This is a genomic window from Mycobacterium sp. 1423905.2 (assembly GCF_001673155.1).
Lineage (GTDB): Bacteria > Actinomycetota > Actinomycetes > Mycobacteriales > Mycobacteriaceae > Mycobacterium.
Genome location: NZ_LZLE01000106.1, coordinates 1 through 6,885, shown reverse-complemented (window position 1 = coordinate 6,885; position 6,885 = coordinate 1). Strand labels below are relative to the sequence as shown.

Here is a 6,885-nt window from a genome sequence, read left to right as displayed (position 1 = left end):
AGCGGGTGGGGGGAGAGTTCGGTGAAGACGCGGAAGCCGTCTTCGAGGGCGGCCTGCACCGCGGCGGCGAAGCGCACCGTGTGGCGCAGATTGTCGGCCCAGTAGTAGGCGTCGCAGTACGGCTCTTCGCGCGGGTCGAACGACGTCGCCGAGTAGTAAGGCACTTCGGGTTCGAGTGCGGTGACGTCGGCCAGGGCCTCGGTCAGGTCGTCGAGGATCGGGTCGACCTGTGGGGAGTGCGAAGCCACGTCAACGGCCACCTCACGGGCCATGATGTCGCGCTCTTCCCAGGCGGCGACCAGTTCGCGCACCGTCTCGGTGGCGCCGCCGATCACGGTGGACTGCGGCGAGGCGACCACCGCGACGACCGCGTCGTTGATGCCGCGCGCCATCAACTCCGAAAGGACTTGCTGCGCAGGCAATTCCACGGACGCCATGGCTCCGGCGCCGGAGATGCGGGTCATCAACTGGGAGCGGCGGCAGATGACCTTGACGCCGTCTTCCAGCGACAGGGCGCCGGCGACCACCGAAGCGGCGGATTCACCCAGCGAGTGGCCGATCACCGCGCCCGGACTGACTCCGTAGGCCTTCATGGTCGCGGCCAGCGCAACCTGCATGGCGAACAGCGTCGGCTGGACGCGGTTGATGCCGGTGACCTTCTCCGGGGCGGTCATCGCCTCGGTCACCGAAAACCCGGATTCGCCGGCGATCAGCGGCTCGATCTCGGCAATCTTTGCGGCGAACACCGGTTCGGTGGCCAGCAGATCCTTACCCATCTCGGCCCACTGCGACCCCTGCCCGGAAAACACCCAGACCGGGCCGAGCTTGTCCTGGCCTACCGCCGGCGGGTACGGCGTTTCGCCGGTGGCGACCGCACGCAACGCGTCGCGCAGTTCGGTGCCGTTGCCGCCCAGCACCGCGGTGCGCACGGGTCGGTGGCCGCGGCGGCGCGCCAGCGTGTAGGCCAGGTCGGACATAACCAAGTCGTTGCCTTGCGCCTCGACCCAGTCCGCCAGTTTGCCGGCGGTGGTGCGCAGCGCGTCCTCGGAGCTGGCCGAGAGCGGGAAGATCAGAGCCCCTTCCGAACCGGTGGCCGCTCCGGCGGTCTGGGGCGCCCCGGAATCCGGGTCCGGGGCTTGCTCAACGATGGCGTGCACGTTGGTGCCCGACATGCCGTACGACGAGACTGCGGCTCGCCGGGGCGCTGCGGTGTCATCTTTCGGCCACGGCGTAACCTCTTGTGGCACAAACAGATTGCTGCCGATCTCGGCGATCTTGTCGGGCATGGTGTTGAAGTGCAGGTTCTGCGGCACGACGCCGTGCTGCACGGCCAGCACCGTCTTCATCAGGCCTAGCGCACCGGCGGTGGACTGGGTGTGACCGAAGTTGGTCTTCACCGACCCCAGCGCGCAGGGCCCGTCGTTGCCGTAAACCGCGGCCAGGCTGGCGAATTCGATCGGGTCACCGACCGGGGTGCCGGTACCGTGCGCTTCGACCATCCCGACCGTGTTGGGGTCGATGTCGGCGGCGGCCAAAGCGGTGCGGTACACCGCTTCCTGCGCGTCGACCGACGGGGTCACGATGTTGACGGTGTGGCCGTCCTGATTGGCGGCGGTACCGCGCATCACGGCGAGGATCCGGTCGCCGTCACGCTGTGCGTCTTCCAGACGCTTGAGCAACAGGACCGCGGCGCCTTCGCCGGAGACGAACCCGTCCGCTTCGACGTCGAACGCGTGGCAGCGGCCGGTGCGCGAGAGCATGCCGTTGGCCGAACCCGAGGCGAACCGGCGCGGTTCCAGCATCGCGTAGACGCCGCCGGCGAACGCCAGGTCGCTTTCGCCGTCGCTGAGGCTGCGGAACGCCAGGTGCGCAGCGAACAGGCCGGACGAGCAGGCGGTGTCCACGGTGACCGACGGGCCGCGCAGGCCGAGGGCGTAGGAGACGCGACCGGACGCCATGCAGGAGTTGGTGCCGGTATTGCCGTACGGACCCTCCAAGGTGCCGGTCTCGGCCTGCACGAACTGGTAGTCGCCGTGATTCAGCCCGATGAACACGCCGGTTTGGGTGTCGGTCATCTGCTCCGGGGTGAGGCCGGCGTGTTCCATGGCTTCCCAGGACGTTTCCAGCAGCAGACGATGCTGCGGGTCCATGGCGATCGCCTCTTTCTCCGAGATGCCGAAGAAATCGGGGTCGAAATCGCCGATGTTGTCCAGGAAAGCGCCCCACTTGCAGTGCGAGCGCCCGGGCACGCCGGGTTCAGGGTCGTAGTACTCGTCGACATCCCAGCGTTCGAGCGGCACTTCGGTGACGAAGTCTTCTCCGCGCAGCAATGCCTGCCACAGCTGTTCGGGCGAGTTGATGCCTCCCGGCAGCCGGCACGCCAGACCAATGACTGCAACCGGCGCTACGCGTGCTTTGTCCACAGTCGTACTTCATCTCCTTAGCCCGCGCTTCGAGCCCGCCTCGGCTCGTCGAACCTCGCTCCGCGCTGCCTTAACGCGGCAACGGGATGCGCCCAGCGGCCCCCACACTGCAACGCCAAACGTCATAGTTTTGCGTGAGCAGAAGCGTAACGGGTTGGTACGTCGCATGTAGAAAAATCGTGCGAACGTACAAAAAAATCGGTCGAGAGTGACTGCAATCACACGGTTCCGCCGACGTTGGCGACGACCGTGCCCGGCGGCAAAGTGCCAGCTCACGAGGCCGCCATGCCGCTATCGAGGGTGCGTCCGGAGGCCTTTGGGGGCCTCGCGGCTCAACTGCCCTTCCCTGCTTCACCGGTACGAACGACATGGTGAGCGAGGCTTCGGCACCGCAGCGGTCAGGTAGCTGGCCGAGGTCGCGCGCCACCACTTTTCCTGTTTCGGAGCACGAACCGCCGCAGTGTGGGGGAGCAGCCCGAACTCCGCTCATCAGGCTAGGCGGTCAAGGCGCGCGCAACGGCGAAATTCCCGAATTATTCACCCGGCTTTACCGACCGCGACGTCATGGTCTTGACCACTGGCGCTACGAGGCCGTCGAGGCGTCTGGTGTGGGCGCGAGCCTTTCGCACAGTCGGTCAGCCAAGTCGCGCACCGTGGTGATCTCGTTGGAGGTCAGCCGGATTCCGGTCTCGGTCTCGATGTGGGTGCGCAATTCAAGGTTTCCCAGCGAGTCGAGGCCGTACTCGGACAGCGCCCAGTCCGGGTCGACGGCGCGCCGCAAGATCAGGCTCACCCCTTCAGAGATCAGGCGCCGCAGTTGACCGGGCCATTCCTCCACCGGAGACTCCATCAGCTTGGAGAGCAGCTTGCTGGACCCCGACCGATTCTTGGTCGACTTGAACAACTCGGCGAACGGGCTGCGCTGCGCGAAGGCCGTCAGCCAGGGCGAGCCGATCACCGGGGCGTATCCGGTATAGGCCCGGTTGTGCCGCAGCAACGCCTCGAACGCATAGGCACCCTCGTCCGGGCCGATCGCGTCCGCCTCCCCGGACTCTGCGGCGAAGGTGGTGGCGCGGCCGACTTCTTCCCAAGCGCCCCAAGCGATCGAGGTCGCCGGTAACCCCTGCGAGCGCCGCCAGTGGGTGAACGCGTCCAGCCAGCTGTTGGCCGCCGCATACGCTCCCTGACCCGGTGAGCCGACCAGAGCCGCCGCGGAGGAAAACGAGCAGAACCAGTCCAGTTGGTGTCCCTTGGTCGCCTCGTGCAAGTGCCACGCGCCGCGCACCTTGGGAGCCCAGTCACGCTGGATAAGCTCCTCGGTGATGTTGGGCAAGGTGGCGTCCTCGACGACGGCGGCCCCGTGCAGAATGCCGCGCAACGGCAGACCGGTGGCGGTGGCCGCGGCAACCAACCGCTGGGCGGTGTCCGCCTCGGCGATGTCACCGCACTCCACGACCACGTCAGAGCCGATGGACCGGACCATTTCGATGGTCTCCAACGCCTTCTGCGAAGGCTGGGATCGGGAGCTGAGCACGATACGCCCCGCGCCGGCGGTGGCCATCTTCTCCGCGAGGAACAAGCCGAGGCCGCCCAGACCACCGGTGATGACGTAGGAGCCGTCGCTGCGGAACACCGGCGCATGCTCCGGCGGCAATACGACGCTACTGCGCCCGGAGTGGGGGACTTCGAGAACGAGTTTGCCGGTGTGTTCGGCGGCGCCCATGACCCGGATTGCGGTAGCCGCATCGGCCAGCGGGTAACGGGTGCTCTCCGGCTTCGGCAGGACACCGTCGGCGGTCGCCTGGTACACCGTGGTCAACAACTCACGAGCCGCGGCGGGGTCGGTGCTCGACAGCAACCCCAGGTCCAGACCGTGGAACGACAGGTTCTGTCGGAACGGGAACAGCCCGAGCCTGGTGTCGCCGTAGATGTCGCGCTTGCCGATCTCGACGAACTGACCGCCGCGCGCCAGCAGTTTGATCCCGGCCAGTTGGCCGGCGCCGAATACCGAGTTGAGCACGATGTCCACCCCGTAACCGTCGGTGTCGCGGCGGATCTGCTCGGCGAACTCGACGCTGCGCGAGTCGTAGACATGCTCGATGCCCATGTCCCGCAACAGTTGTCGGCGCTGCTCGCTGCCGGCGGTGGCGTAGATCTCGGCGCCGACGGCGCGCGCGATCGCGATCGCCGCCTGGCCGACCCCACCGGTGGCCGAGTGGATGAGCACCTTGTCGCCGGGCCGGATGCGGGCCAGATCTTGCAGGCCATACCAGGCGGTGGCCGATGCGGTGGTGACCGCGGCAGCTTCGGCGTCGCTCAGGCCGTCGGGTATGGGGGTGGCCAGGCGCGCGTCACAGGTGACGAAGGTGGCCCAGCAACCGCTGGCGGACAGTCCGCCGACCCGGTCACCGACTTTGAGGTCGGTGACGTCGGGGCCGACCGCGCTGACCACGCCGGCGAAGTCGGTTCCCAACTGCGGTTGCTGCCCGTCGGCGGTCTGGTAGCGGCCGAAAGTGACCAGCACGTCGGCGAAGTTGATGCTGGACGCGCCGACCGCTACCTCGATCTCGCCGGGACCGGGCGGCACCCGGTCGAACGCGGCGAACTCCAGGGTCTGCAGATCACCGGGATTGCGGATCTGCAGGCGCATGCCGTGCTGCTCATGTTCGACGACGGTGGTTTGGCGCTCGTCGGGACCCAGCGGAGTGGGGCTCAACCGCGCGGTGTACCACTCGTCGTTGCGCCACGCCGTTTCGTCTTCGTCGGAGTCGGCCAGCAGTAGTTGACGCGTGACCTGTTCGGCGCCGGTGTGGTCGTCGACGTCGATGTAGGTGACCCGCAGATGCGGATGCTCGGCACTGACCACCCGCAGCAGGCCCCGTAGGCCGCCCTGCTCGAGGTTGGGCCGGTCGTCGCTGAGGACCGGCTGGGCGTTGCGCGTCATGACGTACAGGCGGGCGGTCTGGCCCTCGATGTCGGGCAGTTCCCGCGCGATGCGCACCAAGTGTTCGACGTATTCGCTACCCCGAACGACGGCGGCCTTTTGGCCCGCGTCTCCATTGGCCGGACCGGTCACGACGACGACGCCGTTGAACGCACTGGCGGTGAGCAGGTCGCGCAGCCGGCCGGCCTGGGCGATGTGGTCGTCGCGCAGCGGCCACGACATGGTCGTGCTCTGCGCGTCGTTCATCTTCAGGGCATCGGTCAGCTGGGCCGCCATCATGTCGGCGGCGTCGGAAGTGCTGATCAACAGCCAATTGCCGGTTTCGGTGACGGTCTTCTCCGGCAGGTCGCGCTGTCGCCACTCGATGGTCAGCAGCCGCTCGTTGAGGAGGCGGTCGCGCTCGCTGCCTGGCGAGGCGCCGGTGCCCATCTGCAGACCTTGCACGCTCACCAGCACCGTGCCGTGTTCGTCGAGGATGTCGAGGTCGGCGAGCAGCTCGTTGGCGCCGGAGCCGGCGCGCGACACCGTCGTCAGGCAGTACCGGGCGTGTTTGGCCGGACCATAGGCGCGCAACCGGCGGACACCCAGCGGCAACAGCAGACCGCCCCCGCCGGCATTGCGGACGCTGGGGTGCGCCGCCACCGATTGGAAGCAGGCATCCAGCAGAGCGGGATGGACCCCGTAAGCCCCCTGTTGGGAGCGGATCGAGCTGGGCACCGCAACCTCGGCCAGCACGGTGTCACCGGCGCCGTCGGCGATGTGCGCCGCGGTGAGTCCGCCAAAGGCGGGACCGTACTGGATGCCACGCTGATCGAACTCGTGCCGAAGGTCGTCACCCTCGGTGGGTTCGGTGTGGGTGGCCAGGAGCGCTTCGATGTCGTAGGCGGCAGGTGAACCGGCCGCGCGGTCTGCGTCCGCGGCGTGCAGCGTCGCCGAGGCCCGTCGGGAGCGTTCTCCTCCGTCGTTCGTTTCCACCACGAAGGGGACCACGCCGGGGGCTTCGACGGTCGCGGTGGCGCCGACGGCACTCACCTCGTCGAGGAGCAACAGCCGCTCGAAGCGGACGTCGCGAACCTCGGCGCGCTCGCCGAAAACGGTGCGGGCCGCGGTCAACGCCATTTCGCAGTAGGCGGCACCGGGCAAGGCCGCAGCGCCGCGGATCTGGTGATCGGCCAACCAGGGCTGCGCCTCGGTGCCGACGTCGCCCTGCCAGACGTGCCGCTCGGGCTCCTCGGGCAACCGCACATGCGCGCCCAGCAATGGATGTACCGCAACGGTGTTGGCGTGTGCGAGCCGATCCGTGCTTTCCACCAGCAGCAGCCGGCGGTGATTCCAGGCGGACAGTGGCGCTTCCACCAGTTGCCCGCTGGGGTAGAGCACGCCGAAGTTCACGGCGGCACCCGCGGTGTACAAGTCGCCCACTACACCACGCAGACCGTAGGGTAGCGGCTGCTCGCGGCGCATGGCGGCCAGCGCTGCGGCCGACATGTCCAGGCCGCGCGCGGTCTGGTCGACGGC

Annotated in this window: 2 protein-coding genes; both read right to left on the bottom strand. The window is 68.0% G+C overall.

Annotation, left to right across the window (positions count from 1 at the left end):
* Window positions 1-2,423: type I polyketide synthase (locus A9W95_RS05835; RefSeq protein WP_156746036.1), on the bottom strand; the 2,423-nt coding region annotated here is incomplete at its 3' end.
* Window positions 2,424-3,006: 583 nt separating this feature from the next.
* A partial coding sequence (locus A9W95_RS05830) for an SDR family NAD(P)-dependent oxidoreductase (protein WP_156746035.1) occupies window positions 3,007-6,885 on the bottom strand: 3,879 nt, incomplete at its 5' end.